General features: G+C 60.5%; 23 protein-coding genes and 4 tRNA genes. 25 read left to right on the top strand and 2 right to left on the bottom strand.

From position 1 onward, the window contains the following. Positions 1–33: 33 nt before the first annotated feature. The 20 genes from leuB (at position 34) to AC07NR_RS03790 (ending at position 21,732) form a co-directional block, all read left to right on the top strand. Entirely contained in the window at positions 34–1,116 is a 1,083-nt protein-coding gene (gene leuB / locus AC07NR_RS03885) for a 3-isopropylmalate dehydrogenase (protein ID WP_248744596.1), read from the top strand. 66 nt (positions 1,117–1,182) lie between these two features. Further along, entirely contained in the window at positions 1,183–2,295 is a 1,113-nt protein-coding gene (gene asd, locus AC07NR_RS03880; RefSeq protein ID WP_011333354.1) for an aspartate-semialdehyde dehydrogenase, read from the top strand. Positions 2,296–2,407: 112 nt separating this feature from the next. After that, entirely contained in the window at positions 2,408–3,418 is a 1,011-nt protein-coding gene (locus tag AC07NR_RS03875) for an aspartate-semialdehyde dehydrogenase (RefSeq protein WP_495077847.1), read from the top strand. Between the two features lie 209 nt (positions 3,419–3,627). Further along, complete coding sequence (locus tag AC07NR_RS03870; protein ID WP_495077846.1) at positions 3,628–6,291, top strand: motility hub landmark protein FimV; 2,664 nt, start codon at positions 3,628–3,630, stop codon at positions 6,289–6,291. A gap of 151 nt (positions 6,292–6,442) precedes the next feature. Further along, positions 6,443–7,267, top strand: a complete 825-nt coding sequence (gene truA, locus AC07NR_RS03865) for a tRNA pseudouridine(38-40) synthase TruA (protein WP_085712002.1) — start codon at positions 6,443–6,445, stop codon at positions 7,265–7,267. Positions 7,268–7,331: 64 nt separating this feature from the next. After that, positions 7,332–7,946, top strand: coding sequence for a phosphoribosylanthranilate isomerase (locus tag AC07NR_RS03860; RefSeq protein WP_495077845.1), 615 nt, complete (start codon positions 7,332–7,334; stop codon positions 7,944–7,946). Between the two features lie 191 nt (positions 7,947–8,137). Next, positions 8,138–9,058: an acetyl-CoA carboxylase, carboxyltransferase subunit beta gene (gene accD / locus AC07NR_RS03855; RefSeq protein WP_248738792.1), complete on the top strand. Its 921-nt coding sequence runs from the start codon at positions 8,138–8,140 to the stop codon at positions 9,056–9,058. Then, on the top strand, positions 9,055–10,362 hold the full coding sequence (gene folC, locus AC07NR_RS03850) for a bifunctional tetrahydrofolate synthase/dihydrofolate synthase (protein WP_265811776.1): 1,308 nt from the start codon (positions 9,055–9,057) through the stop codon (positions 10,360–10,362). The genes accD and folC overlap by 4 nt, the downstream gene beginning before the upstream one ends. Further along, a complete protein-coding gene (locus tag AC07NR_RS03845; protein WP_495077844.1) occupies positions 10,346–11,008 on the top strand; it encodes an SPOR domain-containing protein in 663 nt (220 codons plus the stop codon). The genes folC and AC07NR_RS03845 overlap by 17 nt, the downstream gene beginning before the upstream one ends. 98 nt (positions 11,009–11,106) lie before the next feature. Further along, positions 11,107–11,667, top strand: a complete 561-nt coding sequence (locus tag AC07NR_RS03840; protein WP_007956464.1) for a CvpA family protein — start codon at positions 11,107–11,109, stop codon at positions 11,665–11,667. A 41-nt stretch (positions 11,668–11,708) separates the two neighbouring features. Next, positions 11,709–13,214, top strand: a complete 1,506-nt coding sequence (purF, locus tag AC07NR_RS03835) for an amidophosphoribosyltransferase (RefSeq protein WP_007956466.1) — start codon at positions 11,709–11,711, stop codon at positions 13,212–13,214. Between the two features lie 80 nt (positions 13,215–13,294). Then, positions 13,295–14,506: an O-succinylhomoserine sulfhydrylase gene (locus AC07NR_RS03830; RefSeq protein ID WP_085712007.1), complete on the top strand. Its 1,212-nt coding sequence runs from the start codon at positions 13,295–13,297 to the stop codon at positions 14,504–14,506. Then, positions 14,503–15,279 carry an SDR family oxidoreductase gene (locus AC07NR_RS03825; RefSeq protein WP_085712008.1) on the top strand — a complete coding sequence of 259 codons (777 nt, stop codon included), beginning with the start codon at positions 14,503–14,505 and terminating at the stop codon, positions 15,277–15,279. The genes AC07NR_RS03830 and AC07NR_RS03825 overlap by 4 nt, the downstream gene beginning before the upstream one ends. Positions 15,280–15,369: 90 nt before the next feature. Further along, positions 15,370–15,445 (top strand) — tRNA-Val (locus AC07NR_RS03820). A 54-nt stretch (positions 15,446–15,499) separates the two neighbouring features. Next, positions 15,500–15,576: transfer RNA gene (locus AC07NR_RS03815), tRNA-Asp, on the top strand. A 93-nt stretch (positions 15,577–15,669) separates the two neighbouring features. Next, positions 15,670–15,746, top strand: a tRNA-Asp gene (locus AC07NR_RS03810). A gap of 410 nt (positions 15,747–16,156) precedes the next feature. Next, complete coding sequence (locus AC07NR_RS03805) at positions 16,157–18,988, top strand: xanthine dehydrogenase family protein molybdopterin-binding subunit (RefSeq protein ID WP_134826081.1); 2,832 nt, start codon at positions 16,157–16,159, stop codon at positions 18,986–18,988. After that, complete coding sequence (locus AC07NR_RS03800) at positions 18,981–19,520, top strand: (2Fe-2S)-binding protein (protein WP_495077843.1); 540 nt, start codon at positions 18,981–18,983, stop codon at positions 19,518–19,520. The genes AC07NR_RS03805 and AC07NR_RS03800 overlap by 8 nt, the downstream gene beginning before the upstream one ends. A 2-nt stretch (positions 19,521–19,522) precedes the next feature. Further along, positions 19,523–20,758 (top strand): c-type cytochrome, encoded by a 1,236-nt coding sequence (locus AC07NR_RS03795; protein WP_495077842.1) that lies wholly within the window; start codon positions 19,523–19,525, stop codon positions 20,756–20,758. 2 nt (positions 20,759–20,760) lie between these two features. Next, positions 20,761–21,732: an XdhC family protein gene (locus tag AC07NR_RS03790; RefSeq protein ID WP_495077841.1), complete on the top strand. Its 972-nt coding sequence runs from the start codon at positions 20,761–20,763 to the stop codon at positions 21,730–21,732. A 51-nt stretch (positions 21,733–21,783) separates the two neighbouring features. Here the strand turns inward: AC07NR_RS03790 and AC07NR_RS03785 are convergent, their stop codons facing one another. Further along, the gene (locus AC07NR_RS03785; protein WP_495077840.1) at positions 21,784–23,067 is read right to left on the bottom strand and encodes an NAD(P)/FAD-dependent oxidoreductase; all 1,284 of its coding nucleotides are present in this window, start codon (positions 23,065–23,067) and stop codon (positions 21,784–21,786) included. Between the two features lie 184 nt (positions 23,068–23,251). Between AC07NR_RS03785 and AC07NR_RS03780 the strand changes: the two genes are divergently transcribed. The 3 genes from AC07NR_RS03780 to AC07NR_RS03770 all read left to right on the top strand — a co-directional run bounded on the left by AC07NR_RS03780 (position 23,252) and on the right by AC07NR_RS03770 (position 24,622). Further along, a tRNA-Val gene (locus AC07NR_RS03780) sits at positions 23,252–23,328 on the top strand. A 292-nt stretch (positions 23,329–23,620) separates the two neighbouring features. Further along, positions 23,621–23,848, top strand: coding sequence for a hypothetical protein (locus tag AC07NR_RS03775; protein WP_305835278.1), 228 nt, complete (start codon positions 23,621–23,623; stop codon positions 23,846–23,848). A 318-nt stretch (positions 23,849–24,166) separates the two neighbouring features. Then, positions 24,167–24,622, top strand: a complete 456-nt coding sequence (locus tag AC07NR_RS03770) for a DUF2214 family protein (RefSeq protein ID WP_495077839.1) — start codon at positions 24,167–24,169, stop codon at positions 24,620–24,622. A 216-nt stretch (positions 24,623–24,838) separates the two neighbouring features. On the opposite strand, the gene csrA is transcribed toward AC07NR_RS03770, so the two are convergent. Further along, positions 24,839–25,033: a carbon storage regulator CsrA gene (gene csrA / locus AC07NR_RS03765; protein ID WP_003179932.1), complete on the bottom strand. Its 195-nt coding sequence runs from the start codon at positions 25,031–25,033 to the stop codon at positions 24,839–24,841. Between the two features lie 250 nt (positions 25,034–25,283). On the opposite strand from csrA, the gene AC07NR_RS03760 reads away from it, so the two are divergent. Both AC07NR_RS03760 and AC07NR_RS03755 read left to right on the top strand, forming a co-directional pair. Further along, positions 25,284–25,652: an SPOR domain-containing protein gene (locus AC07NR_RS03760; protein ID WP_423205270.1), complete on the top strand. Its 369-nt coding sequence runs from the start codon at positions 25,284–25,286 to the stop codon at positions 25,650–25,652. 87 nt (positions 25,653–25,739) lie between these two features. Then, a complete protein-coding gene (locus tag AC07NR_RS03755) occupies positions 25,740–26,651 on the top strand; it encodes a siderophore-interacting protein (protein ID WP_495077838.1) in 912 nt (303 codons plus the stop codon). Positions 26,652–26,694 lie beyond the last annotated feature (43 nt).

Below are 26,694 nucleotides of genomic sequence, written 5' to 3'. Positions count from 1 at the left end.
CGATGGCGCACCGACTGAAGACACGAGGAAAGCATGAGCAAGCAGATTCTGATTCTCCCAGGCGACGGTATTGGTCCGGAAATCATGGCCGAAGCGGTCAAGGTGCTGGAGCTGGCCAACGACAAGTACAGCCTGGGCTTCGAGCTGAGCCATGACGTGATCGGTGGCGCCGCCATCGACAAGCACGGCGTGCCGCTGGCCGATGAAACCCTCGACCGTGCCCGCGCCGCCGACGCTGTGCTGCTGGGCGCCGTGGGCGGCCCGAAATGGGACGCCATCGAGCGTGACATCCGCCCTGAGCGCGGCCTGCTGAAAATCCGTGCGCAACTGGGCCTGTTCGGCAACCTGCGTCCGGCGATCCTGTACCCGCAACTGGCCGATGCCTCGAGCCTGAAGCCGGAAATCGTTTCCGGCCTGGACATCCTGATCGTCCGCGAGCTGACTGGTGGCATCTATTTCGGCGCGCCGCGCGGCACCCGTACCCTGGAAAACGGCGAGCGTCAGTCCTACGACACGCTGCCGTACAGCGAAAGCGAAATCCGCCGCATCGCCCGTGTCGGTTTCGACATGGCCATGGTTCGTGGCAAGAAGCTGTGCTCGGTGGACAAGGCCAACGTATTGGCGTCCAGCCAGTTGTGGCGTGAAGTGGTCGAGCAGGTGGCCAAGGATTACCCTGAAGTCGAACTGAGCCACATGTACGTCGACAACGCCGCCATGCAACTGGTGCGCGCACCGAAGCAGTTCGACGTGATCGTCACCGACAACATGTTCGGCGACATCCTGTCCGACGAAGCGTCGATGCTCACCGGCTCCATCGGCATGCTGCCGTCGGCCTCGCTGGATGCCAACAACAAGGGCATGTACGAGCCTTGTCACGGTTCGGCACCGGACATCGCGGGCAAAGGCATCGCCAACCCGCTGGCAACCATTCTGTCGGTGTCAATGATGCTGCGTTACAGCTTCAATCTGCACGAAGCCGCGGATGCCATCGAGAAAGCGGTCAGCGTGGTGCTGGATCAAGGCCTGCGCACCGGCGACATCTTTTCGACCGGTTGCACTAAAGTCGGTACGCAGGAAATGGGTGACGCAGTAGTCGCCGCGCTGCGGAATCTGTAATCTCTCGGGCCCGCTGCGAAATTCAATACAAAGCAGCGGCCCACTTTTCAAGAAGGTGTAGTTGCGATGAAACGTGTAGGTCTGATCGGTTGGCGCGGCATGGTCGGTTCCGTGCTCATGCAGCGGATGCTGGAAGAGCAGGATTTCGATCTTATCGAGCCGGTGTTTTTCACCACTTCCAATGTCGGTGGCCAAGGCCCGTCCGTGGGCAAGGACATTGCTCCGCTCAAGGACGCTTACAGCATTGAAGAGCTGAAGACCCTCGACGTGATCCTGACCTGCCAGGGCGGCGACTACACCAGTGAAGTGTTCCCGAAGCTGCGCGAAGCCGGCTGGCAGGGTTACTGGATCGATGCGGCCTCGAGCCTGCGGATGAACGACGACGCCGTCATCATCCTCGACCCGGTCAACCGCAAGGTCATCGACCAGCAGCTCGATGCGGGCACCAAGAACTACATCGGCGGCAACTGCACCGTCAGCCTGATGCTGATGGGCCTGGGCGGTCTGTTCGAGGCCGGTCTGGTCGAGTGGATGAGCGCCATGACCTATCAGGCGGCCTCCGGTGCCGGCGCGCAGAACATGCGTGAACTGATCAAGCAGATGGGCGCGACCCACGCCGCTGTCGCCGATCAACTGGCCGACCCGGCCAGCGCGATCCTCGACATCGACCGTCGTGTGGCCGAAGCCATGCGCAGCGATGCGTACCCGACCGAAAACTTCGGCGTACCGCTGGCCGGCAGCCTGATCCCTTGGATCGACAAGGAACTGCCGAACGGCCAGAGCCGCGAAGAGTGGAAGGCCCAGGCCGAGACCAACAAGATCCTCGGCCGCTTCAAGAGCCCGATCCCGGTCGACGGCATCTGCGTGCGCATCGGCGCCATGCGCTGCCACAGCCAGGCGCTGACCATCAAGCTGAACAAAGACGTGCCGATCGCCGACATCGAAGGGCTGATCAGCCAGCACAACCCTTGGGTCAAGCTGGTGCCGAACAACCGTGAAATCAGCATGCAGGAGCTGAGCCCGACGAAAGTTACCGGCACCCTGAATGTACCGGTCGGTCGTCTGCGCAAGCTGAACATGGGTTCTCAGTTCGTTGGCGCGTTCACCGTCGGCGACCAGCTGTTGTGGGGCGCGGCCGAACCGCTGCGTCGCATGCTGCGGATCCTGCTGGAGCGTTGATCGCTTGAAGCCATGAAAGAACCCGTGCCTTGCAAGAGGCGCGGGTTTTTTTTGCCTGTCTGGCAGCCACCCGGTAAAGTGCCGCTCCCCCCGTTCCACCAGAGGTCGCACCATGAGCCAGCCCATTGATATTGCCGTGATCGGCGCCACCGGTATTGTCGGCGAAACCCTTGTGCAGATTCTCGAGGAACGCGACTTCCCGGTCGGCAACCTGCACCTGCTGGCCAGCAGCGAATCCGCCGGCAGCTCGGTGCTGTTTCGCAACAAGAACGTGCGCGTGCGCGAAGTCGACGAGTTCGATTTCAGCAAGGTCAAGCTGGCGTTCTTTGCCGCCGGCCCGGCGATCACCCTGAGCTACGCGGCTCGCGCCCATGCGGCGGGTTGCTCGCTGGTCGATCTGTCCGGCGCCTTGCCGGCGGATCAGGCACCGCAAGTGGTGCCTGAGGCCAATGCCGATTTGCTGGCCGGTTTGAAAGTGCCGTTCCAGGTCAGCAGCCCGAGCCCGTCGGCCACTACGCTGGCCGTGGTGCTGGCGCCGTTGCTCGATCTGGTCGATCTGCAATATGTGCATGTCACCGCCAATCTGGCCGTTTCCGCCCAGGGCCGTGAGGCGGTTGCCGAGCTGGCTCGTCAGACGACGGAGCTGCTGAACATGCGTCCGCTGGAGCCGACATTCTTCGATCGGCAGATGGCGTTCAACCTGTTGGCTCAGGTCGGTACGCCGGATGCGCACGGCCACACCCTGCTGGAAAAACGTCTGGTGCGCGAGCTGCGTCAGGTGCTGGCCAAACCTTCATTAAAGATTTCCGCAACTTGCGTTCAAGCCCCGGTGTTTTTTGGCGATAGCTTTAGCGTGACCTTGCAGTCAACGAACGCGGTCGACCTGGAAAAGGTCAATGCCGCGCTTGAAGACGCCGAGGGGATCGAGCTGGTAGAGGCCGGCGATTACCCGACCGCTGTCGGTGACGCGGTGGGGCAGGACGTGGTCTATGTCGGGCGGGTGCGCGCCGGTGTTGACGAGCCGTCGGAACTTAATCTGTGGCTGACGTCAGATAACGTACGCAAAGGCGCGGCACTCAACGCGGTGCAAGTGGCCGAGTTGTTGATAAAAGACCTGCTGTAAAAGATACTTGGCAACAATTTGTCGACTGATTCTAGCCGGGCGCTATGCTTGGCCAGAGCGCTTGATGACGTAATACCCTCCGGGACTTTCCGGGGCATCAAAGAAATGATCGCGCGCGGCATGCTGTCGTCGTCGCGCGCAATGCCTTACGGCAGCGACAATCAACATCTTCTCGCTCGCCGAGGAACGTTCAAACAAAGGAAGAGGCTATGGTTCAAGTTCGCAAACTGGTGTTAGCAATAGCGGCCGCCTCGGCGCTGTCCTCCGGTATGGCGCATGCCCTCGGGCTCGGGGAGCTGACCCTGAAGTCGACCCTGAACCAGCCGCTGGTGGCGGAAATCGAGTTGCTCGATGTCAAGGATCTCACCGCTGCCGAAGTGGTGCCGAGCCTGGCCTCGCCGGAAGATTTTGCCAAGGCCGGCGTCGATCGCCAGGCGTTCCTCAATGATCTGACCTTCACCCCGGTGCTCAACGCCAGCGGCAAAAGCGTGCTGCGCGTAACCTCGAGCAAGCCGCTGTCGGAACCGATGGTGAAATTCCTCGTGCAGGTGATGTGGCCGAACGGTCGCCTGCTGCGCGATTACAGCGTATTGCTGGACCCATCGAAATTCTCGCCGCAGACCGCCGATGCCGCTGCGCAACCGGCGCCGTCGCAGACGATCACCGCACCCACTACCGGCGCCACGCATCCGAGCCACACCACCACGCCGCGCGACACCCTGTGGGAAATCGCAGCCAAGGCGCGCACTGGCGGTTCGATCCAGCAGACCATGCTGGCGATTCAGGCTCTGAACCCTGATGCATTCATCGACGGCAACATCAACCGCCTGAAAACCGGCCAGGTGCTGCGCCTGCCGGATCAGGTGCAAAGCACTGCGCTGCCGCAGTCGAAGGCGATTGCCGAAGTGGCCGCGCAGAACGAGGCCTGGCGTCAGGGTCGTCGTTACGTGGCCAAGCCAGGCACCGGTCAGCAACAGCTCGATGCCACCAAGCGTGGCCGCGCCAATGCCGGTGCTGCACAGAATGCCAAGGACAACCTGAGCCTCGTTTCCGCCGAAAGCGGCAAGGCTCGTGGCAAGGGCCCGGCCGGTGATGCCAAGGCCCTGAGCAACAAACTGGCAGTAACTCAGGAAAGCCTCGACACCACCCGTCGTGACAATGCAGAGCTGAAAAGCCGCATGGCTGATCTGCAAAGCCAGCTGGACAAACTGCAACGCCTGATCGAGCTGAAGAACAATCAACTGGCGAAAATGCAGGCTGAAGGTCCGGGCACTGCTCCGGCGCCGGCAGCTGATGCGGCTGCGCCAGCCGTTGCGCCGGTTCCGGCCATTACTGCGGAACTGGCTGCGACTCCACCGGCGACTCCGGCCGAGGCTGCACCTGCCGCACCTGCGCCCGAAGCCGCCGCACCGGCACCGGTTGAACCAGTGGTCGAGCCGAAGCCTGCTGCTGACGAAGACAAGACCTTCAACGAGCTGCTGACCAACCCGATCCTGCTGGGTCTGGTCGGTGGTGGCGCGGTGGTGTTCCTGCTTCTGCTGTTGCTGCTGGCCCGTCGCCGCAAGGCGCAACAGGAAGCCGAGAAACACCTGCGCATGGCCCGCGCCCTGGAAGAGCAGTCGTTCTCGCCAGAGCTCGATCTGCCGGAAGACAGCTTCGAAGGCCTGGAAGTGCCGGCGGCAAGCGTCAAGCTCACGCCAGCACCGGCTCCGGCCCCGGCCCCAACTCCGGCACCTGCCCCTGTGGTGGCTCCGGTGGTGATGGCCGAGCCGATCGCCGCGCCGCTGGTAGCCCCGGCAGCCGAGCGCTCCGATGACGTGCTGGACAAGGCACAGTCGCACATCGATGGCGGTCGTCTGAATCAGGCGGCAGCGTTGCTGGAGGAGGGCGTCAGCCTGGAGCCGCAGCGCAGTGACCTGCGTCTGAAGTTGATGGAAGTCTACGGTCGCCAAGGTGATCGTGATGCCTTCGTCGGCCAGGAACGCCAACTGGTCGCCAATGGCGACAACTTCGCCAAGGTCGAAGAGCTGAAAAGCCGCTTCCCGGCCATGGCGGTCGTTGCGGCTGCGGGTCTGGCGGCAGCGGCCATTGCGGCCGAGCTGGACGAGGATTACGTCAAGGAACTGCTGCTTGATGAGCCAGAAGCGCCTGTCGCCAAGGCGGACGACGATCTGGACAGCGCTTTTGACCTGAGCCTGGATGATCTCGACAACATCAAGCCGGTGGAACCTGTGGCTCCTGTGGCTGCTGTCGAACCTGAAGCGCCGGTCGAGCTGGACGAATTCCCGGCCGATGACGACCTGAGCTTCGAGTCGGTGCTGCAGCAGCAGACCGAAATCAAGGAAAACCTCGACGACCTGTCTGACTTCGATCTGGACCTGGATCTCGGGGCTGATCCTGCGCCTGTGCCGGTTGAACTGGATGACGACGATTTCCTGCTGGATCTCGACGAGAGCGTGAAGGATCTGCCGCCGGTCGAGCCGCCAGTGGTGGCTGAAGCGCCGCTGGATGATCTGGAGCTGCCAGCCGATTTCGACCTGTCCCTGGCCGACGAGATGGATGCGACCCCGGCTGAACCGGATGCCTTCACCGCCGAGCTGGACGACGTCAATGCCGAGCTGGATCGCCTGTCGAGCAGCATCAACGAGCCGAGCTTCACCGAAGCCGACGCAGCGTTGGGCGGTGATCTGAACGACGAGGACTTCGACTTCCTCGCCGGTACCGACGAAGCCGCCACCAAACTCGATCTGGCCCAGGCCTACATCGACATGGGCGACAACGACGGCGCGCGCGACATCCTCAACGAAGTGCTCAGCGAGGGTGATGACAAGCAGAAGAGCGAAGCGAAGGAAATGCTTTCGCACCTGGCCTGAGCCAGCGTTCGGCAGTAAACAAAACGGCAGCCCATCGAGGCTGCCGTTTTTGTTTGGGTCTGGTATCCCCGGTGCGCCGCCTTATAATGCCCGCCTTTGTAGATCAGCAGGCTGTACCGACTTGGCAAACATAGATAACCCGGCCGCCGAAATGGCCCCCGAAGGCTTTTTTCGCGTCGCCCTGGGCGTTGAGTACAAGGGTTCGCGCTACAGCGGCTGGCAGCGCCAGTCCACGGGTGTGCTCACCGTGCAGGAAACCCTGGAAAAAGCCTTGTCGAAGGTCGCCAATTCGCCGATCTCGCTGCAATGCGCCGGGCGCACCGACGCCGGTGTGCATGCCTGTGGGCAGGTCGTGCATTTCGACACCCAGGTCGACCGCTCACTGAAAGCCTGGGTCATGGGCGCCAACATCAATCTGCCCCACGACATCAGTGTCAGTTGGGCGAAGGTCATGCCTGCGCACTTTCATGCGCGGTTCAAGGCCATTGCCCGGCGCTATCGCTACGTGATCTACAACGATCAGATCCGTCCGGCGCATCTCAATGAAGAAATCACCTGGAATCATCGTCCGCTGGACGTGGAGCGCATGGCTGAAGCCGCGCAGTACCTCATTGGTACCCATGATTTCAGCGCCTTTCGTGCCGGTCAGTGTCAGGCCAAGTCACCGATCAAGCAGATGCATCATCTGCGCGTGACCCGTCACGGCAAAATGATCGTGCTGGATATCCGCGCCAACGCCTTCCTGCACCATATGGTGCGCAATATCGCCGGGGTGCTGATGACAATCGGTGCTGGCGAGCGGCCGCCGGAGTGGATGAAAGAAGTGCTGGAAAGTCGCGAGCGTCGCTCCGGCGGGGTCACGGCGCATCCGTTCGGGCTGTATCTGGTACAGGTCGAGTACCACGACGAGTTCCCGTTGCCCGAGCGTTTCATCGGGCCACATTTCCTTACGGGTTTCTCGGAACTTGACGGCTGACGCCCTCGAATGCATTTGTTACCATCCGGGACTTTCCCGGATTTGCCTTGAGGTTTTTATCGACATGTCGGCCGTTCGCAGCAAGATTTGCGGGATTACCCGCATGGAAGATGCGTTGGCAGCCGTCGAGGCCGGGGCCGATGCCATCGGGTTCGTGTTCTACGCTAAAAGTCCACGTGCGGTTACGGTGCAGCAGGCGCGGGCGATCATCGCTGCGTTGCCGCCGTTCGTGACCACAGTGGGACTGTTCGTCAATGCCAGTCGCTGCGAGCTTGGCGAAATCCTCGATGCCGTGTCGCTGGATCTGCTGCAATTTCATGGCGACGAGACCGCTGCCGAGTGCGAAGGCTGGCACCGGCCATATATCAAGGCCCTGCGGGTCAAGGCCGGCGATGACATCGCCGCCGCCTGCGATGCCTACCCGAGCGCCAGTGGTGTGCTGCTCGATACCTACGTCGAAGGTGTGCCTGGCGGAACCGGCGAGGCGTTTGACTGGTCATTGATTCCGCAGGGTTTGAGCAAGCCGCTGATTCTGGCCGGCGGCCTGACCCCGGAGAACGTCGCTGACGCCATTGCCCGGGTGCGGCCATACGCCGTGGACGTCAGTGGTGGGGTAGAGGCGAGCAAGGGCATCAAGGATCACGCAAAGATTCGGGCGTTCATCAACGCCGTACGTTGATGTGACGGCTGGCAGACTGCCGCCGTCCACAGCTCTGTAGAAAAGAGGCTGAGGGTCTTTTCGGGTTGTACGCAGGTCAGTTCCGCTGACCCGGCAGCCCATCGATCATCGCCACACATGAATTTAGCTGAAGGGCATACGCGGGGCCGCGAACCAGAGCGTTCGGGCCGCCGGTACTGGAGAAAGAAAGCATGAGCAACTGGTTGGTAGACAAGCTGATCCCTTCGATCATGCGTTCGGAGGTCAAGAAGAGCTCGGTGCCTGAAGGCCTGTGGCACAAATGCCCGTCCTGCGAGGCCGTGCTGTATCGTCCGGAGCTGGAAAAGACCCTGGACGTTTGCCCTAAATGCAACCACCACATGCGTATCGGCGCACGTGCGCGCATCGACATCTTTCTGGATGCCGAAGGCCGTGTTGAGCTGGGTGCCGACCTGGAGCCGGTTGACCGTCTGAAATTCCGCGACGGCAAGAAGTACAAGGATCGTCTGGTGGCTGCCCAGAAGCAGACCGGCGAGAAAGACGCACTGGTTTCCATGAGTGGCACCCTGCTGGGCATGCCTGTCGTGGTTTCGGCGTTCGAATTCAGCTTCATGGGCGGCTCCATGGGCGCCATCGTCGGTGAGCGCTTCGTGCGCGCCGCCAACTACGCCCTGGAAAACCGTTGCCCGATGGTCTGCTTCTCCGCCTCCGGTGGCGCGCGGATGCAGGAAGCCCTGATCTCGCTGATGCAGATGGCCAAAACCTCGGCTGTGCTGGCACGTCTGCGTGAAGAAGGCATTCCGTTCATCTCCGTACTGACCGACCCGGTCTACGGCGGCGTTTCCGCCAGTCTGGCGATGCTGGGCGACGTGATCGTCGGCGAGCCGAAAGCCCTGATCGGCTTCGCCGGTCCGCGCGTGATCGAGCAGACCGTTCGTGAAAAACTGCCGGAAGGCTTCCAGCGCAGCGAGTTCCTGCTGGAACACGGCGCAATCGACCTGATCATCGACCGCCGCGAGCTGCGTCCACGTCTGGGCAACCTGCTGGCGCAACTGACCGGCCAGCCGACGCCGACCTTCGTTGCCGCGCCGATCGAGCCGATCGTCGTTCCGCCGGTGCCTGCCAACGTATGACCGAGCGCACCCTTGGCGAGTGGCTCGCCTACCTCGAGCAGTTGCATCCCTCGGCCATCGACATGGGGCTGGAGCGTTCGCAACAGGTAGCGTCCCGCATGGGGCTGGGCCAGCCGGCGCCTCGGGTGATTACGGTCACCGGCACCAACGGCAAGGGTTCGACCTGCGCTTTCGTGGCTTCGCTGCTGCGGGCGCAGGGCCTGAGCGTTGGTGTGTACAATTCCCCGCACCTGCTGCGTTACAACGAGCGGGTGCAGCTCAATGGCGTCGAAGCCACTGATGCACAGCTGTGCGAAGCCTTCGCGGCGGTCGAGGCCGGGCGTGGCGAGACGTCCCTGACTTACTTCGAAATGGGCACCCTGGCGGCGTTCTGGCTGTTTCAGCAGGCCGGGCTTGATGCGGTGGTGCTGGAAGTCGGTCTGGGCGGGCGTCTGGACACGGTCAACGTGGTCGATGCCGACATCGCGCTGGTCACCAGCATTGGTGTCGATCATGCCGATTACCTGGGCAATACCCGTGAGTCCGTGGCTTTCGAGAAGGCCGGGATTTTCCGTCAGGGCAAACCTGCGCTGTGCGGCGATCTGAATCCTCCACAACCTTTGCTGGACAAGGCGCGCGAGCTTGCTTGCCCGTTCTTCCTGCGAGGGCGGGATTTCGATCTCGGCATCACTGATCAATTCTGGCAGTGGCGCGGCACTGATGCTGACGGTCAGGTCGTCGAGCTACGGGATTTGCCACTGCTCGATCTGCCGATGGAAAACGCTGCGCTGGCGTTGCAGGCTTATCTGCTGCTGGGTCTGCCTTGGGAGGCTCAACAGATTGTTGCGGCCTTGCAGGCAACTCGCGTGGTCGGTCGTCTGGATCGTCGCTCGTTCGAATGGAACGGCAAGCGCCTGAACCTGTTGCTGGATGTCGGTCATAACCCGCACGCGGCGGAGTATCTGGCCCGGCGTCTGGCGGCTCGCCCGCCGGTCGGCAAGCGCCTGGCGGTGTTCGGCCTGTTGGCGGACAAGGATCTGGATGGGGTGGTCGGTGAGTTGAATGCCAGCGTCCAGCATTGGGCGGTGGCACCACTGGATTCGCCGCGAGCGCGTCCGGTGGCTGAATTGAATGTTGCATTGCAGAACCTTGGTGCATCGGTCACGTCTTATGACAGCGTGGCGGCCGCTCTGGAAGGGCAGTGTGCAGTGGCCACCAGCGACGACGAGATCTTGCTGTTCGGATCATTTTATTGTGTCGCCGAGGCCCTTGAATGGCTGGCCCGGCGCTCCACGGAGGAAGCGGCAAATGGCTTTGCTGGATAAAGCGTACAAGCAGCGCATGGTCGGTGCCCTGGTGCTGGTGGCGCTGGCGGTGATTTTCCTGCCGATGCTGTTTTCCCGTCAGGACGAACAGCGTCAGGTGACCGTCGAGGCGCCGGCTGCACCGCAGGCCCCTGCCGTGGCGCAGATCCAGATGGAGACAGTGGCCGTGCCTGAGCCACAGGTTCTGCCTCAGGAACCAGTGCCGAGCGATTACGAAGTCGCCGAGCAAACGGCGCCAGCGGCACCGATAGCGCCTGCAGCTCCAGCTCCGGCCCCGGTCGCCAAACCGGTTGCGGTTGCTCCGGCACCTGCTCCAGTGACCAAGCCTGCTGCAGCCCCGGCCCAGCCGATCGCTGCGCTGTCGGCCAAGCCGGATACCACCCAGAGCCGCGTCGATGCCAATGGCCTGTCGGTAAGCTGGTCGGTGCAACTGGCCAGTCTGTCGAGCCGCGCCAGCGCCGAAAGCCTGCAGAAAACCCTGCGCAGTCAGGGCTACAACGCTTACATCCGCTCCGCCGATGGCAAGAATCGGGTGTTTGTCGGTCCGCTGATCGAGCGCGCCGAAGCCGATCGTTTGCGCGATCTGCTGAGCCGCCAGCAGAACCTCAAGGGGTTTGTGGTGCGCTTCCAGCCCGAGCGTGGCTGAAAACTATCACCTCGATTGAAATGCACTGACAATCGCAGCTTACCGACAGCCATGCGCTCTGCTAAAATGCGCCGCCTTATCCGTCTGTAGGCTGCACTGTGCCATTTACCTGGGTTGACTGGGCGATCGTTGCAATCATCGCCATCTCCGCTTTGATCAGTTTGAGCCGCGGCTTCGTCAAGGAAGCACTATCGCTGGTGACCTGGATCATCGCAGGAGCGGTTGCCTGGATGTTCGGTGGCTCACTGTCCGAGTACCTCGCCGGATACATTCAAACTCCATCGGCTCGTGTGATCACGGGCTGTGCCATCATGTTTGTCGCCACACTGATCGTGGGCGCAATGATCAATTATCTTATCGGCGAGTTGGTTCGCGTCACCGGGTTGTCCGGGACCGATCGATTCCTCGGCATGGCCTTCGGCGCTGCGCGTGGCGTGTTGCTGGTGGTCGTGGCGGTCGGGCTGTTGAGCCTGGGGCCGGTACAGCAGGACGGGTGGTGGAAAGAATCACAGCTCGTGCCAAAGTTTCTATTGGTCGCCGACTGGTCCAAGAACCTGATACTCGGGTGGAGCAGTCAGTGGCTTGCCAGCGGAATCAGCGTACCCGCTGATATTCCGTTCAAGGAGCAACTCTTGCCGTCGGCCAAAACGCCTCAGTGAGTGTTGTTCAGTTCAGATCCATTAAGTAGGGGTTGCGTCGCATGTGTGGCATCGTCGGTATCGTCGGTAAGTCGAACGTCAATCAGGCGCTGTATGACGCGCTAACCGTGCTCCAGCACCGCGGCCAGGACGCTGCCGGTATCGTGACCAGCCATGATGGCCGGTTGTTCTTGCGCAAGGACAATGGCCTGGTGCGTGACGTGTTCCAGCAGCGTCACATGCAGCGTCTGGTAGGCCACATGGGTATCGGTCACGTCCGTTACCCGACTGCCGGCAGCTCGACGTCGGCCGAGGCCCAGCCGTTCTACGTCAACTCGCCGTACGGCATCACCCTGGCGCACAACGGCAACCTGACCAACGTTGAGCAGTTGGCCAAAGAGATCTACGAATCCGATCTGCGTCACGTCAACACCAGTTCCGACTCGGAAGTGTTGCTCAACGTGTTCGCCCACGAACTGGCCCAACGCGGCAAGCTGCAGCCGACCGAGGAAGACGTGTTTGCTGCCGTGACCGACGTGCACAACCGTTGCGTCGGTGGCTACGCAGTCGTGGCGATGGTGACCGGTTACGGCATCGTCGGCTTCCGTGATCCGCACGGCATCCGCCCGATCGTGTTCGGCCAGCGTCACACCGACGAAGGCGTCGAGTACATGATCGCGTCCGAAAGCGTTTCGCTGGACGTGCTCGGCTTCACCCTGATTCGCGACCTGGCGCCGGGCGAAGCGGTCTACATCACTGAAGACGGCAAGCTGCACACCCGTCAGTGCGCGACCAACCCGTCCTTGACCCCGTGCATTTTCGAACACGTCTACCTGGCGCGTCCGGATTCGATCATCGACGGCGTTTCGGTCTACAAGGCCCGTCTGCGCATGGGCGAGAAACTGGCCGAGAAGATCCTGCGCGAGCGTCCAGAGCACGACATCGACGTAGTTATTCCGATCCCGGACACCAGCCGCACTGCTGCGCTGGAGCTGGCCAACCACCTGGGCGTGAAATTCCGCGAAGGCTTCGTCAAGAACCGTTACATCGGCCGTACCTTCATCATGCCCGGCCAGGCCGCGCGCAAGAAATCGGTACGCCAGAAGCTCAACGCCATCGAGCTGGAGTTCCGCGGCAAGAACGTGATGCTGGTGGACGACTCGATCGTTCGCGGCACCACCTGCAAGCAGATCATCCAGATGGCTCGCGAAGCCGGCGCGAAAAACGTCTACTTCTGCTCGGCCGCTCCGGCTGTGCGCTTCCCGAACGTGTACGGCATCGACATGCCGAGCGCTCACGAGCTGATCGCGCACAATCGTTCGACTCAGGATGTCGCTGACCTGATCGGCGCTGACTGGCTGATCTATCAGGACCTGCCTGACTTGATCGAAGCGGTCGGCGGCGGCAAGATCAAGATCGAAAACTTCGACTGCGCAGTGTTCGACGGCAAGTACGTCACCGGCGACGTCGACGAGGCTTACCTGAACAAGATCGAACAGGCACGCAACGATGCCTCGAAGGTCAAGACCCAGGCGGTCAGTGCGATCATCGATCTGTACAACAACTGAGTTTCAACCGGCCCTTAGGGGCCGGTTTTGTATCTGGCAAAAGACTTTTATTTATCGAGAACAGGGCAAGGAGTGACAGCATGAGTCAGGAATGGGATGCCGGTCGGCTGGACAGCGACCTCGAAGGCGTAGCGTTCGATACCCTGGCCGTACGTGCCGGTCAGCACCGTACGCCGGAAGGCGAGCACGGTGATCCGATGTTCTTCACTTCCAGCTACGTGTTCCGTACAGCCGCCGACGCCGCTGCACGGTTTGCCGGGGAGGTGCCTGGCAACGTTTACTCGCGTTACACCAATCCGACCGTTCGCTCGTTCGAAGAGCGCATTGCCGCGCTGGAAGGCGCCGAGCAGGCCGTAGCCACGGCGACGGGCATGGCCGCAATCATGGCGGTGGTGATGAGCCTGTGCAGCGCCGGCGATCATGTGCTGGTGTCGCGCAGTGTGTTCGGTTCGACCATCAGTCTGTTCGAGAAGTACTTCAAGCGCTTCGGCGTGGAGGTCGACTACGTGCCGCTGGCGGATCTGTCGGCCTGGGATGCGGCGATCAAGTCCAACACCAAGTTGCTGTTCGTCGAGTCGCCGTCCAATCCGCTGGCTGAACTGGTGGACATCACCGCGCTGTCGGAAATCGCACACGCCAAGGGTGCGATGCTGGTGGTCGACAACTGCTTCTGCACGCCTGCGTTGCAGCAGCCGCTGAAGCTCGGTGCAGACATCGTTGTGCACTCGGCCACCAAGTTCATCGATGGCCAGGGCCGTTGCATGGGTGGCGTGGTGGCCGGTCGTGGCGAGCAGATGAAAGAAATCGTCGGCTTCCTGCGGACTGCCGGGCCGACCCTGAGCCCGTTCAACGCCTGGATCTTCCTGAAGGGTCTGGAAACCCTGAATCTGCGGATGAAGGCGCACTGTGCCAACGCCCAGCAGTTGGCTGAGTGGCTGGAGCAGCAGGATGGCATCGAGAAAGTGCATTACGCCGGTCTCAAGAGCCATCCGCAGCATGAGCTGGCCCAGCGTCAGCAGAAGGGCTTTGGCGCGGTCGTCAGCTTCGAGGTCAAGGGTGGCAAAGAGGGCGCCTGGCGCTTTATCGACGCGACCCGTTTGATTTCGATCACTGCCAACCTGGGTGACAGCAAAACCACCATCACTCACCCGAGCACTACGTCACACGGCCGTCTGGCGCCGCAGGAGCGTGAAGCAGCGGGGATTCGTGACAGCCTGATCCGCATCGCGGTCGGTCTGGAAGACGTCGCTGACCTGCAAGCCGACCTGGCGCGCGGTCTGGCGGCGTTGTGATCGAGTTGTCCACGCCAAATACGGGCACCCATGGCCGCGTTGCGCTGGTCACGGGTGCCGCTCGCGGCATCGGTCTGGGGATCGCAGCGTGGCTGATCAGCGAAGGCTGGCAAGTGGTGCTGACGGACCTGGATCGGGCGCGTGGTTCCAAGGTGGCGAAAGTGCTGGGTGAAAATGCCTGGTTTATCGCCATGGACGTGGCGGATGAAAGCCAGGTGGCGCTCGGCGTCGCGGAAGTGCTGGGGCAGTTCGGTCGTCTGGATGCGTTGGTGTGTAACGCGGCGGTGGCCGATCCGCACAACATCACTCTGGAAAGCCTGGATCTGGCCTACTGGAACCGGGTGCTGGCGGTGAATCTCAGCGGGCCGATGCTGCTGGCCAAGCATTGTGCGCCGTATCTGCGGGCGCACAATGGGGCGATCGTCAATCTGGCCTCGACCCGGGCAGCGCAGTCAGAGCCTGATACAGAAGCCTATGCGGCGAGCAAGGGCGGCTTGCTGGCGTTGACTCATGCGCTGGCAATCAGCCTCGGGCCGGAGATTCGGGTCAATGCGGTCAGTCCGGGCTGGATCGATGCGCGGGATCCCTCTGCACGGCGTGCCGAACCGCTGACCGATACCGATCATGCCCAGCATCCGGCGGGCAGGGTAGGGACGGTCGAGGATGTGGCGGCGATGGTGGCATGGCTGCTGTCGAAGAATGCCGGGTTTGTGACGGGGCAGGAATTCGTGGTCGACGGCGGTATGACCAAGAAGATGATCTACTCGGAATGACATGTTTTTGTCTTTTTGAGAAAAACTTCAATCCTGCTATTGACTTAGGTTCGCTACCTGCGTAAATTTCGCGGCCTCGGAGATGCAAACGGGTGATTAGCTCAGCTGGGAGAGCGTCTGCCTTACAAGCAGAATGTCGGCGGTTCGATCCCGTCATCACCCACCACTCCCGAGATACTTGCGAAAGCAAGAGGTAGGCTGAAAGTGCCTCCACCGACGCGCAGCGGTAGTTCAGTCGGTTAGAATACCGGCCTGTCACGCCGGGGGTCGCGGGTTCGAGTCCCGTCCGCTGCGCCATATTTAACGAGTCAGACACCGTCTGGTTCGCGATTGAAAAGCACCGAAGCTTTCAGTCAAACGAGTTACTTGAGCATCAGCTCAAAGCGATACGCAGCGGTAGTTCAGTCGGTTAGAATACCGGCCTGTCACGCCGGGGGTCGCGGGTTCGAGTCCCGTCCGCTGCGCCATATCTGTTTCAAGGACCACTGAACGCCTTGAAACACCGAAAGCAACTGTTGGTTGATTCGGAATCGATAGCAAAGACCCTGGTCGAAAGACCGGGGTTTTTTGTGTCTGAAATTTGACCTTTCCCCAAATTCCTCCTCTGTTGCCTCGCGACGAATGCAAGCAGTCCGCGCGGCAATATCCTCTGCGTCATCGGGTCGCTGCGATGCAATGCCACATTGATTTTTGATTCTTTAGTCAGATTTTTGTAACTGGTTGTTTGCTGCGAGCGCAGAAACCTTTAAAGTTAACCTTTCGGTCAGCTTTGCACTGTCATCACGCCCTTTGTTTAGCCAAAAAGGGCTTCTGCAAGACTCGAGATTCCCAGTAGATAACCAGAAGGGCGGATCCATAACCGCCCAGAGGATGATCCATGTCCAACCGTGAAATATCCCGGCGCTCGTTCCTTCAGGGCGGGCTGGTGGCGGGCGTGAGCGTTACGCTCACGCCGCTCAGCAGTCAGGCGCTGGCTGCCTTGATGGAAAACAGCGTGACCGTGCCGTCCGAGCAGTGGCTCGGCAACAACGGCAAGGCGCGCCAGCGTAACGATGCCTTGTCCAAGGTCTGCGGCAGCAAAGTGTTTGCCCGCGACATCCGTTCCAAGGACATGCCGGGCTGGCCCCAGCAGCAAGGCCATGCCATGTTGCTGAAAACCATCAAGGCCGACCGCATCTACGACGGCTATGACCTGTCGTGGCTCGGCGCCGATCTGCAGCCTGACCGCATCGTCACCGCGGCCGACCTGGACAAGGACGGCATCGTCTTCCCGGAAGAGCACGCTCCGGATCCATTGTTGCCCGAAGGCAAAGTACCGATGTTCATCGGCCACCCGGTGGCCATCCTGATCTGGAACGATTTCGAGCGTTTCCGTCAGGCCAAGAACAAACTCAAATTCAATGACAAAGCGATTCGTTACGGTGCAAAAGTGCCGTTCTACGAAGGCGATCCCTATGGCAGCTTCCGCTACGTGCGTGTCGGTGGTCCGACCTCGGCGGATGAAGACGAGTTCGCCAGCCTCAAGGACTCGATCCTGTTCCCGATGCTGAAGAACCGTCGCCCGGTGTGGAATTCCCAGCCGAATCTGCACGGCAACCTGACCGAGCGCGGCCTGTTCTACGCCGACCGCATGAAGAAAGAGATCGACACTCCGCCGGATAACTGGCTGGTGTTCGACGAGCGCTACAAGACCCCGTCGATCGAACCGGCTGCGATGGAGCCGGACAACGGTAACGGCTGGTATGACCCTGCGACCAAGACGCTGCATTTCGTCGTCGCCACCCAGTGCCCCCTGGAAGCCGCCACCGAGACCGCGAAGATGATCTCGCCGTCGCGCTTCGGCCTGGCCAACCTGAACATGCACCCGGGCTACACCGTCGGTTACGGTTCCAAGGACCACAACATTTTCGTCTACTACGCGGCCCTGGCAGCGTTGTACGGCGCAGGTGTGCCGATTCGCCTGGCCAACGACCGCTACGAGCAGTTCCAGAGCGGCATCAAGCGTCACCCGTTCGACATCCGCTACCAGTTGGCAGTGGACAAGACCGATCACAGCTTCAAGATTTTCCGTGCCGAGATGAGCGTCGATGGCGGCGGTCGGATCAACTACAGCCCTTCGGTGGCTGCGGTTGGCGCAACGGCAGCTCAGTCGATTTACTACATGCCGCAGAACGACCTGCAAGTTACCGCCTACCACTCCCGTGGGGTTGAAGCGGGTTCGATGCGTGGCTACGGCACGTTGCAGAGCATGGCTTCCACCGAAATGATGGTCGATGAAATCGCCGATCGCCTCGGTGTCGACGCCATTGATCTGCGCCGCAAGAACGCGCTGCGTTCGGGGATGAAAAACACCCAGGGCGCGATCCCGGCCGGTGCGCTGCGTCTGCACGAGATTCTCGACAAGGCTTCGCTGCACGAAGTCTGGAAGAACCGCGACGCGATCAAGAAACAGCGTGAAGCGGCGGATCCGGACAACTGGTATGGCGTCGGTTTCGCCATTTGCCAGAAAGACTTCGGCACCGGTTCCGAAGCGCCGATGGCCAGCATCGAGTTCACCGCCGAAGGGCGTATCTCCCTGCGTCACATCGGGATCGAAATCGGCACGGGCATGTCGACTTCGCAAGCCCTGGTGGTCGCCGATTTCCTCGGCAGCCCGGCGCACGACGTGAAGACCGGCGAAACCGAATGGAAGGAAATGCAGCTGGTCACCGCCGGCAACCCTTACATCATGAGCCAGGCCGAGCAGGACAACTTCCTGCGCAACCCGCGCTGGGTCGGCAAGCTGGCGTCGGCCTCGTCGGCAACCAACTCCGCCTACTACTTCAGCCACGCCACCCGTGAAGCGGCGCGCGTGCTGTTCAACCACGGCTTGTGGCCGGCGGCGCTGGAGATCTGGCGTCAGGGCCCGTACGGCGGCCAGGCCAACCCTTACGTGGTGCGTCGTGAAGATGCGCATTGGGTCGACGGCAAACTGACTGCCAACGGCATGCAGCCACTGACTTTCGAAGAACTGGCCAAACGTGCTCACGAGCGTGGTCTGGTCACGGCTGCCACAGTTCACGGCTTCAACCGCTGGAGCTGGGCAGAAGCCGAATACAGCATCGACGGCGTGCGCGAGCGTCTGCCGCTGGACGGGTTGGCCGTGAAGTACGGTGACGGCGCCCCGAAAGCCAAGAAAGCGCAGATGACCAGCGACGGTTTCCACCTGCTGGATCGGCAGAACATCGCCTATCCGGTAGTTCAGCTGAACAACGCCGCCGTGACCTACTACAGCCCGGTGGCGACGCTGGTCGAGTTGAAGGTCAACAAAGGTTCGGCAGAAGTTGAAGTGCTTAACCATCACTCGTGGCTGGAGTGCGGTCGGGTGCTGGTCGAAGAACTGGTTCGTGGCCAGCTCGAAGGCGGGATTGCCATGGGCATCGGTCACGCCTTGATGGAAGAGATGCCGCTGTACGAAGGCGGGCCGGGGGAGGGTGACTGGAACTTCAACCGTTATCGCCTGCCGATGGCGCGCCACGTGGCGGTGTGGAAGCAGACGTCGGAAATCCTGCCGCCGCTGTCGCCAAGCGACCCGTCCAAAGGCATCGCCGAAGTGGTGATGATCCCGGTGGTCGGCGCCATCGGTAACGCCGTGGCCCACGCCATTGGCAAACGTGTCCGCGATCTTCCAATCACTGCTGCGCGCATCAAGGAGGCCCTCAATGGCTAACCGTCCGCTTCAACTGACCCTCAACGGTCAATCCGTCGGCCCGGTGGACATCCCTGATGACCTGCCGATGATCGATTACCTGCACGAATACAAGAACCTCACTGGCTCGCGTCTGGGCTGCGGCCAGGGCATCTGCCACGCCTGTGTGGTGATCGTCGACAACCCGGACGGCACCAGCGAAGAAGTGCGTACCTGTATCACCGGCGCGCATTACTTCGAGGGCAAGAAAGTCCGCACCATCGAAGGCCATGCCAAGCGTGACGAGCAGGGACAGGTCTCCGAGCTGAACCCGATCCAGCAGCGTTTCGTTGATGAATTTGCTTTCCAGTGCAGCTACTGCGCACCGGGCTTCGTCAATGCAGCGACCGTGCTGGTTGAAAAGCTGCAACGCCAGCCGATCGTCAAAAGCAAACTGGAGCAAGTCATCGAGGACAGCCTCGGCCATCACATCTGCCGTTGCACCGGGTACGTGCGTTACTACAACGCCACCCGCAACGTGCTGACCGATCTCGGCCTGGTCAAGGAGGGTTAAGCATGAAGCGTTTATTGACCCGCCTGACCCTGGCGGTCGGGTTTGCCGTGCCTGTTCTGGCGGCTCATGCGGATGATCAGGTCAAACGCGGCGAATACCTCGCCCGCGCCGCCGACTGCATGGCTTGCCACACAGCGCCGGGCGGCGCACCGTTTGCCGGTGGCCTGCCGATCGTGTCGCCATTCGGCACGATCTACGGCACCAACATCACCCCGAGCAAAGAGCACGGCATCGGCCTGTACAGCGATGACGAATTCTTCGCTGCGCTCACCGAGGGCAAGCGTCGTGACGGCGCCAATCTGTACCCGGCGATGCCATACACCTCGTATCACTTGATGCCGCGTGCGGATTCGGATGCGATTCACGCGTATCTGAAAACCATCGAACCGATCGAGCGCGCCGCGCCGGTGACGAGCCTGAGCTTCCCGTTCAACGTGCGTCCGGGTCTGATCGGCTGGAACATGATGTACGGCAAAGCCTTGAAGCTGGAGCCGGCCGAAGGCAAAAGCGACGCCTGGAAGCGCGGCCAGTACATGGTCGAAGTGCTGGGTCACTGCGGCGAATGCCACACGCCACGCGGCTTGCCGGGCGCGATGCAACTGGACAAGCGCCTGACCGGCGGCATCCTCAACGGCTACCTGGCACCAAGCCTGCTGGCCACTGATCTGGCGGCGCGCGGCTGGAATCAGCAGGACCTGAGCACGTTCCTCAAGCACGGCATGAGTGCCCAGGGCACGATGTTCAACGAAATGTTCCCGGTGTTCCACAACAGCACCCAGGGCCTGAATGATCCGGATCTGGCAGCGATGGCAACCTTCCTGCTCGGCGACAAGCCGCCGGCAGCGAAAGAGCTGACCGACGTTCCGGTGGAGAAACTCAGTGCCAGTGCCCAACGCGGCCGTCAGGAATACTTGAACGTCTGCGCCGGCTGTCACGCGGCCGGTGGCGAGGGCAAGCCGCACATCGCGGTAGCCATGCGCGGCAATACCACGCTGCGCCTGGAAGATCCGCGCAATCTGGTTCGAGTGATCGAGGACGGTATCGGCGAACAGAAATTCGCCGGATTCGAACACATGCAGCCGATGCCGGGTTTTGCCGACAAGCTCAGTGCCGAACAACTGACCGATCTGCTGAACTACCTGCGTCAGGGTTGGGGCGGTCAATCTGCTGAGCTGGCGGTGGGCGATGTGCAGAAGCTGCAGGCTGACGCCCCGTCCATCGAGCACAAGGCGCACTGATCATGCAGCATCTCGATCTGCAGGTTGTGCGTCGGGCGCTGGAATGGTCGACGGCGGGGCAGCGCATCTGGCTTTGCACCGTGCTGACGACCTACGGCTCGGCGCCGCGCGCACCGGGTTCGCTGTTGGCGGTGAACGATGACGGGCAGTGGATCGGGTCGCTGTCCGGTGGTTGCGTCGAGGAAGATTTTCTCGAACGCGTCGCCGAAGGTGCGTTTCTCGATGCAATCAATGTCGTGCGTTATGGCGAAGGTGACGATCCGCGTTCGCGGGTCAGCCTGCCCTGTGGCGGCATTCTCGATGTACTGGTAGAGAAATTTGACGCCGACTGCGATGTCCAGGCGCACCTGCGTGAACTCGAATCGGCGTTGCTGGGGCAGCGCCGGTTGATTCGCGAGGTCGATCTGGCCACGGGCGCGCGCAGCCTGTTTGCGGATCGTGAGCAGGGTGCGCGGATCGAGCGTGAAATCGATCGCGTGCGGATCCGCATTGGTGCCGCCCAGCGTTTGCTGCTGGCGGGGTATTCCAGTGTGGCGCAGGCCTGTGCGGAGTTCGCGGTCGGTCTCGGCTTTGAAGTGATTCTCTGCGACCCGCGTGATGAAGTGCTGGAGGGCGTGGTGCTCAATGGCGTCGAGATTCGCCGGCAACTGCCATCGGTGTTCATTGCTGATGGCGGCTGTCACCGTGATACGGCGGTGGTGGCGTTGACCCACGATCCGCGTATCGACGATCTGGCGATGATGGAGGCTGTTCGCACTGAGGCGTTCTACATCGGCGTGATGGGTTCGCTGCAGACGTCACAGAAGCGCTTCGAGCGGTTGCGGCGGATTGGTGGCTTGGGTGAGGGCGAGCTGGCGCGGATTCATGCGCCGATCGGCCTTAACCTTGGCAGCAAGACACCGTCGGAAATCGCTTTGGCCGTGCTCGCGGATATTCTGCGGATTCGCAGCGGGATTGCGCGGGATCAGCTGTGATTGATGCTGAATGTAAAAAGGGCCGCTTTTCAGCGGCCCTTTTTTTGCGCGTCAGAAACCGAGCTTGTCGCGCAGCCCGTAGTACCACGCGCCCAGTGCAGCAAACGGCGTGCGCAGCAATTGCCCGCCGGGGAACGGGTAGTGCGGCAGGTCGGCAAACGCATCGAAGCGCTCGGCCTGGCCACGCAGCGCTTCAGCCAAGACCTTGCCGGCCAGATGCGTGTAGGTCACGCCGTGGCCGCTGCACCCTTGGGAATAATAGATGTTGTCGCCCAGGCGCCCGACCTGAGGCAGGCGCGACAGGGTCAGCAGGAAATTGCCGGTCCAGGCGTAGTCGATTTTCACGTCCTTGAGTTGCGGGAAAGCCTTGAGCAATTTCGGGCGGATTATCGCTTCGATGTTTGCCGGATCCCGCGCGCCGTACACCACGCCGCCGCCGAAGATCAGGCGTTTGTCGCCGGTGAGGCGGTAGTAGTCGAGCAAGTAGTTACAGTCCTCGACGCAGTAGTCCTGTGGTAGCAGGGATTTTGCCAGTTCATCGCCGAGCGGTTCGGTGGTGATGACCTGAGTGCCGCACGGCATCGATTTGGCCGCGAGTTCCGGCACCAGATTGCCCAAGTAGGCGTTGCCGGCAACGATAATGAATTTGGCCCTGACCTTGCCCTTTGGTGTATGCACGACCGGGTTGGCGCCGCGTTCGATGCGCACGGCCGGGGACTGTTCATAGATGGTGCCGCCCAGGGATTCCACGGCAGCGGCTTCGCCAAGTGCCAGATTCAGCGGGTGGATGTGACCGCCGCTCATGTCGAGCATGCCACCGACATACTGATCGCAGGCGACCACTTCACGGATACGGCGCTGATCCAGCAGCTCGAGCTGAGTGTGTCCGAAACGCTCCCATAGGCGCTTCTGTGATTCCAGGTGGCCCATCTGCTTGGCCGACAGGGCCGCGAATACGCCGCCGTCCTTCAAATCGCACTGGATATCATATTTGGCGACTCGCTCACGAATGATCCGGCCGCCCTCGAACGCCATCTGCCCGAGCAACTGAGCTTGCTTAGGGCCGACACTGCGTTCGATTACGTCGATGTCACGGCTGTAGCTGTTGACGATTTGCCCGCCGTTGCGTCCCGAGGCGCCGAAGCCGACTTTGGCGGCTTCCAGCACGGTCACGCGAAAGCCGTTCTCCAGCAGGAACAGGGCCGAGGAAAGTCCCGTATAACCAGCGCCTATCACACAGACATCCGTCTCCACGTCATCCTGCAGGGCAGGGCGTGGTGGTACGGCGTTGGCCGACGCAGCGTAATAAGACTCTGGGTAAGGGGTGTTCGCCATCCTGCAGCCTCTGTTTAATATATTTTACGAGTGCGACGATCCTACCCGAGTTGAAAAACCTCCGCCAGCCACCGGAAAATCTTCTTGCGGAGGGCTGAAATTAAATATTTTGCATATTCATAGGGTTAGGTGAAAAAAAGGTGTTGACACCCCTCCGGAATTCCGTAGAATGCCGCCTCACAGCAGGCACGTAGCTCAGTTGGTTAGAGCACCACCTTGACATGGTGGGGGTCGTTGGTTCGAGTCCAATCGCGCCTACCAAACAAAATCCGCTCTGCTGGGCGGTCTGGAAGGGCTCACCGAAAGGTGGGCCCTTTTTGTTTTCCGTGTCATTTTAAACCCCCTATCTCCAGACGTCGGTTTGGCGCTCACCTTGGTCGGTATTTGAAATTCCAGGCCTCATTTAATGGGCCTGAGTGGGTGAGCTGAAAATGGCCAGAAAATATATTTAGTTTTTTGAGAGTCGTTCCCAGCCAAAAACAGAAAACTCCTACAGAAGTGTCAAGTGATCTGGTTTAAAAAGGTCGCTTGTTTCTATTGGTGGAGATTGAGGGTGGACAAGGAACTCGGCGCTTCAGCTCTTGAGCTGATTGAGCAAAGGCCGCGGCAGGATGAGTTGCTCGCTATGGTCGATGAATATTTCAATGGGCAACTTCCTCCCACGGATGAAGGGCTTGATGTTCTCCGCAAGCGAGCGTGGGCAGTCATCAAGCATAGGCTGGCGAATCCTAGTCAGCCGTTCAGTGAACAATTTCTGGAGGATCATCTGGGTAAAAAGTAGGCCTCTACATAAATAGGCTGGATATTGAAAGGCTTACGATTTTATTGAACCAACCGGTTATCAAAAATACGTTGTTACACACTGAGAAAATCAGTAATATCCGCCCCGCGTTCACCACCACGGTTTATGCATTTTTAAATCCCAAGCTTCCATCAGCTGCTTGGGATTTTTTTTGCCTGCGATTTACCTCTCCTCACGCATTCGTCCCGTCGACTTTCTCAGCCAGCGCTGCCTTTCAGGTGGGCATCGGGCAAGTCCATATTTTTTCGACTACTACTGTCTTGCCGATTTTCATCTCAGTCTGACGGGAGTTCATCAATGCTGGTTCATTGGTTTCTGGCTGCGGTTCACTTGCTGGCATTTGCCTTGGGTTTCTGGGCCGTGCTGACGCGCGGAACGGCGTTCAGTCGCCTGGCTGCCGGGGCGGGTGAGGTAAGGCGGGTTTTGCTCGCTGACAATCTATGGGGGATATCTGCGCTGGTGCTGCTGGTGACGGGCGGTATGCGAGCCTTTGGCGGTTACGAAAAGGGCACCGATTACTATCTGCATCAGCCGCTGTTCCATTTGAAGATGAAGCTGTTTGTGCTGATTCTGCTGCTGGAGCTTGCGCCGATGATCACGTTGATCAAATGGCGTATTGGCCTAGCGCGGGGAAATCCCCTCAAGACAAGGCGAGCAAAGATGTTTGCACGAATCAGTCATGCTGAGGCGTTGTTGCTGGTTCTGATGGTGATAGCGGCCACCGGGATGGCGCGTGGGGTGACGTTCGGCTAGGTGAGCGCAATTCCCGGCTTTGATTCGGAAACGTCCGACAGCCAGCCATTGAAATGATGGTTAGTATCGATGGCGAAGAAGGGGGAGGGAATTGCAGCAGGAGGAGAAATAGCCTGCGCCGTCACCAATGAGGTGGGGGGATGGCAATACGGCGCTCGGATCTTTAGCCAGTCATTACGCGAAGGTGAACAGACTGGCTACTGACTGCGAAAGGGCTCAGGGGGTTTGTGGCTTGTCCGGTGCGGTCAGGCCAGCCTGAATGCGCTGGTAAATCTCTTCGCGGTGTACGGCAACGTTCTTTGGAGCGTTGATGCCGATGCGAACCTGTTGGCCGCTTACGCCGAGGATGGTGATCGTAATGTCATCACCAATGTTTATGCTTTCACCGACTTTGCGGGTGAGTATCAGCATGGTCTTCTCCTTGATTGCTTTGTAGGGCACCTGATTCAGACAGTGCAGAGGTCGGTGGTACGTATAGATTAGTGCGAAGTCTCACGGTTTGGGTGCCTCTTTCTGACGCGCAGATGTGGCATTAATTCCCAGCGCGTAACTATACAGGTGCGGCAATCATCAATCTCGTAGTTTTGTGCCCATTTTGCTGGGCTCTGAAAGTATTCGCGAATGTTAAGATCCCCCTTTCGAGAATTCAGAGGGAAGCGTTGTGCGCAAATTGGTCTGGTTGGTCGCAGCACTGGCATTGGCGGGATGTGGTGAAGGCAAGAGTGTGGATGCTCAAAAGCCAAAATCGGTAGCGGTGGCAGCGCCGGCAGTCGTTTCCGGGCCGCAGTGGGATCTGGAGGTGCGGGGCGAAACACCTCAGGCCGTCAGTGATCTGAGTGGCTGGTTGATCGAGCATGCGTTTATCGCCAATGTCATCAAGGATGCCAGCGGAAAGACCCGGATCCTGCTGGGGCCATTCAATTCCAAAGCCGAAGCCGAAGCGAAACAGGCTGATGTGAATGCGGCGCTGATCAAGGCGAAAAAACAGAACATCGAGACGCTGGTGATCGAGCGTACCGCAGCACAGTAAACATTCCTTTCAGCGGAGCTGACTAAAGGGTGTCCGGTGTGATTCGTTTTTAAAAGCGTCACCGACGATTCCCAGAAGGAGCTCCGCATGGCCTCCGTCAGTCCCTACAAATTGTTCGATGTTGTTTTACGACACAAGCATCAGCTGAGTCCGCACCTCATGCGGATTACCCTCGCCAGCGAGGCTGTTGCCGAGATGGCAACCTGGGCGCCTGATCAGCGCGTCAAACTGTTTTTCCCGGCCGCGGACGGTTCGCCAGCCCGGCTCTCTCAGGGTGAGGGTTGGTACGCCCGTTTTCGCTCGATGCTGGCGAATCGACGCCCGGCGATGCGCACCTACACCATTCGCCACTTGCGTGCCGATCGGGGCGAAGTCGACATCGACTTTGTACTGCATGGCGAAACCGGGCCGGCTTCTCGCTGGGCTCTTCGAGCGCAGCCGGGCGAGTCGATGCAGATTCTGGCACCCGATAGCCGGTTTTCGGCCGAGGAGGCGGGTGGTTTTGAATGGAAGCCGCCGCAAACCCTTCAACAACTCTTGTTGGTCGCCGACTCAACGGCATTGCCCGCTGCGATGGGGATTATCGAGGAGCTGGCCGCACTGGTAGAGCCGCCCCGGACCCAGGCGTTCTTTGAGGTCGACAGTGCACAGGACATGCTCGAGATTCCGGACTGGCCCGGTCTATCGGTACAGTGGTTGATTCGAGAGCAGGAGGGAGCGGCGGTTGCCGGGACGCTGATGGTAGCGGCGGTGCGAAAGGCTGCGCTACCTGTCGACGCATCGACGATCAATCAAGCAGTAGAACTGGCCGACGTCGATATCGATCAGGAGATCCTCTGGGAAATCGCCGAAACCGCCACTGACGGTTTCTATGGCTGGATTGCCGGTGAGTCTGCGGCGGTCATGAATTTGCGCCGATACCTGATCAAGGAGCGCGGTATCCCGCGAGATGCGCTCAATCTGATGGGCTACTGGCGATACAACAAGCCCGGCAGCTGACCACAAAAAAGGCCTCGAGCTTGAAGCGCGAGGCCTTTTCTTT

Source organism: Pseudomonas sp. GW821-FHT09C09, assembly GCF_059418105.1.
Note: the sequence above shows the minus strand (reverse complement) of the source record. Positions and strands in the feature narration are given on the sequence as shown.

Excerpts from the sequence above, each read along its gene's own strand:
- AC07NR_RS03860 (WP_495077845.1), top strand. The coding sequence starts at position 7,332 with ATGTCGGCCGTTCGCAGCAAGATTTGCGGGATTACCCGCATGGAAGAT.
- AC07NR_RS03845 (WP_495077844.1), top strand. The coding sequence starts at position 10,346 with ATGGCTTTGCTGGATAAAGCGTACAAGCAGCGCATGGTCGGTGCCCTG.
- AC07NR_RS03785 (WP_495077840.1), bottom strand. The coding sequence starts at position 23,067 with ATGGCGAACACCCCTTACCCAGAGTCTTATTACGCTGCGTCGGCCAAC.
- AC07NR_RS03790 (WP_495077841.1), top strand. The coding sequence starts at position 20,761 with ATGCAGCATCTCGATCTGCAGGTTGTGCGTCGGGCGCTGGAATGGTCG.
- accD (WP_248738792.1), top strand. The coding sequence starts at position 8,138 with ATGAGCAACTGGTTGGTAGACAAGCTGATCCCTTCGATCATGCGTTCG.
- csrA (WP_003179932.1), bottom strand. The coding sequence starts at position 25,033 with ATGCTGATACTCACCCGCAAAGTCGGTGAAAGCATAAACATTGGTGAT.
- AC07NR_RS03805 (WP_134826081.1), top strand. The coding sequence starts at position 16,157 with ATGTCCAACCGTGAAATATCCCGGCGCTCGTTCCTTCAGGGCGGGCTG.
- folC (WP_265811776.1), top strand. The coding sequence starts at position 9,055 with ATGACCGAGCGCACCCTTGGCGAGTGGCTCGCCTACCTCGAGCAGTTG.
- leuB (WP_248744596.1), top strand. The coding sequence starts at position 34 with ATGAGCAAGCAGATTCTGATTCTCCCAGGCGACGGTATTGGTCCGGAA.
- purF (WP_007956466.1), top strand. The coding sequence starts at position 11,709 with ATGTGTGGCATCGTCGGTATCGTCGGTAAGTCGAACGTCAATCAGGCG.
- AC07NR_RS03830 (WP_085712007.1), top strand. The coding sequence starts at position 13,295 with ATGAGTCAGGAATGGGATGCCGGTCGGCTGGACAGCGACCTCGAAGGC.
- AC07NR_RS03770 (WP_495077839.1), top strand. The coding sequence starts at position 24,167 with ATGCTGGTTCATTGGTTTCTGGCTGCGGTTCACTTGCTGGCATTTGCC.
- AC07NR_RS03755 (WP_495077838.1), top strand. The coding sequence starts at position 25,740 with ATGGCCTCCGTCAGTCCCTACAAATTGTTCGATGTTGTTTTACGACAC.
- AC07NR_RS03875 (WP_495077847.1), top strand. The coding sequence starts at position 2,408 with ATGAGCCAGCCCATTGATATTGCCGTGATCGGCGCCACCGGTATTGTC.
- AC07NR_RS03795 (WP_495077842.1), top strand. The coding sequence starts at position 19,523 with ATGAAGCGTTTATTGACCCGCCTGACCCTGGCGGTCGGGTTTGCCGTG.
- asd (WP_011333354.1), top strand. The coding sequence starts at position 1,183 with ATGAAACGTGTAGGTCTGATCGGTTGGCGCGGCATGGTCGGTTCCGTG.
- AC07NR_RS03870 (WP_495077846.1), top strand. The coding sequence starts at position 3,628 with ATGGTTCAAGTTCGCAAACTGGTGTTAGCAATAGCGGCCGCCTCGGCG.
- truA (WP_085712002.1), top strand. The coding sequence starts at position 6,443 with ATGGCCCCCGAAGGCTTTTTTCGCGTCGCCCTGGGCGTTGAGTACAAG.
- AC07NR_RS03800 (WP_495077843.1), top strand. The coding sequence starts at position 18,981 with ATGGCTAACCGTCCGCTTCAACTGACCCTCAACGGTCAATCCGTCGGC.